Source organism: Acidovorax sp. KPB24-03 (genome assembly GCF_057546605.1).
Map to the genome: position 1 here is coordinate 1 of NZ_BAAJYR010000553.1, position 1,853 is coordinate 1,853.

2 protein-coding genes and 1 pseudogene are annotated in these 1,853 nt (G+C 72.8%); all 3 read right to left on the reverse strand.

From position 1 onward, the window contains the following. A partial coding sequence (locus AC27KI_RS23845) for an ABC transporter ATP-binding protein (RefSeq protein ID WP_487116203.1) occupies positions 1-505 on the reverse strand: 505 nt, incomplete at its 3' end. Further along, a complete protein-coding gene (locus AC27KI_RS23850; protein ID WP_284397849.1) occupies positions 502-1,638 on the reverse strand; it encodes an ABC transporter permease in 1,137 nt (378 codons plus the stop codon). The genes AC27KI_RS23845 and AC27KI_RS23850, both read right to left, overlap by 4 nt. Next, positions 1,635-1,853: pseudogene (locus tag AC27KI_RS23855) on the reverse strand (efflux transporter outer membrane subunit); the annotation flags it as partial. The gene AC27KI_RS23850 and the pseudogene AC27KI_RS23855, both read right to left, overlap by 4 nt.

A 1,853-nucleotide genomic window follows, 5' to 3' on the forward strand; every position in this document is an offset into this window, starting at 1 on the left:
CCCGCGCGATGGCCACGCGCTGCTTTTCTCCGCCGGACAGCTGCGCGGGCCGCATGCTGGCGCGGTGCGACAGGTCCACCTCGTCCAGGGCGCGGCGGGCGCGCTTTTCGCTCTCGCGGTCGCTCAGGCCCAGGTAGCCCAGCGGCAGCTGCACCTGTTCCAGCGCCGTTAGGGCGGGAAACAGGTTGAAGCCCTGGAACACGAACCCCGTGTGGTGCAGTCGAAAGCGCTCGAGCGCGCGCACGCTGAGCGCGCCCAGGTTCTCGCCCAGGGCGATGGAATGGCCTGCGTCCGCCCGCTGCAGGCCGGACAGCAGCGACAGCAGCGTGCTCTTGCCGCAACCGGAGGGGCCGGAGATGAGCGTGAGCTCAGCCGGGTAGATGGACAGCGTGAGGCCTTCGATGACCTGCACGCGCACGACACCCGACACGAAGGACTTGTGCACCTGCACCGCCTGCAGGCTGGGCGTGAGGCGGGGGGCTTCGGGAGCGGTGCCGTGGTTCATCGCAGGAGCAGGGCCGGGTCGGCCCGCAGCAGGCCACGGATGGCGAAGAAACCCGAGAACAGGGCCACGATCCCGACCAGCACCGCGCAGGCGGCGGCCACCCGTGGCGTCATGGCGACCGGCACGCCATAGGCGGCTGCCACCCCCAGCAATGCGGCGCTGGTGGCGCCGGCGACCAGCAGGCCCAGCCCGCCGATCCAGCAGGCCTGCTCGATCACGAGCCGGCCCAAAGCGCCGCGGCTGGCGCCCAGGGCGTTGAGCACGGCGTATTCGCGCGCCGTGCCGGCCACCACGCCCATGAGCGACTGGCTGGTGACCACGGTGCCGACGAGGCACACGACGATCACCATGAACAGCACGGCCACGCCGGCGCCGGTGTCGAACATCCAGTACAGCTGCGACCGGCGAGAGAACTGCCGGGCCGTCCACACCTCGAACGGGCCGAAGCCCGGGCCGCCCTGCGACAGACGGGCCTGGGCGGCCGCGGCGTCCGCCGGGCTGCGGGTGCGTGCCACCACATAGGTGCTGCCGGAGCCGGCTTCGGCACCGGCGATCTCGCGCGCGGTGTCCAGCGAGGCCAGCACGTTCACCCCACCCAGGCCGCGCAGGCCGTCCACGGCCGCGGCCACGCGCACCGGGTGGCTGTTGATCCACGCGGTCTGGCCGACCCGCACGCCCAGCGTGTCCAGATCGGCCCGGTCCACGATCACCGCGCCCGGCTCGCGCAGCGCATCGCGCTGCCACGGGGCGATGAGGCGGGCGAACAGCATGCCGTCGGGCGCGCTGCGGATGCCCGAGACATAGACCGAGATGCCGCCCGCGCCCGCCTGGGCGCTGCGCCAGTCGCCATCGACCCAGAGGTAGGGCTCGACGGCGGTCACGGCGGGGTCCATGCGCATCCGGCTTTCTACGTCGCGGCCGATGGCGCGGCCGAAGTTCACGCTCTGCGTGCCCGGGTAGCCGGCCCAGAGATCGGCCGTCGAGGCCCGCACGTAGACGGCGGCGCTGCCGAAGATGCCGAGCACCAGCGCGGCCTGCACCATCAGCAGCAGGCCGGAGAACCCCACGGCGAACACCGCCGGCACGAACCGGCGCCATTCGTGCACCAGGGTCTTGCGGGCCAGTGGAATCATGGCGCGGTCCCCGAGATGTTCTCCGCGATGTGCGTGGCCTCGGGCGCGGCCGCTCCCACTTTGGGCTCGGCCGGCGGCAGCGGCGCGCCGCCCAGGGCTTTGTAAAGGGCCACGAAGGCGAGGGCGCGGGCGTCCTGCGCGGTGTCCCATTCAGCGGCGGCCTGCAGTTCGGCGCGCCGCTGCGGCAGGCCGTCGTATTCGCTGGCCAGCCCGAG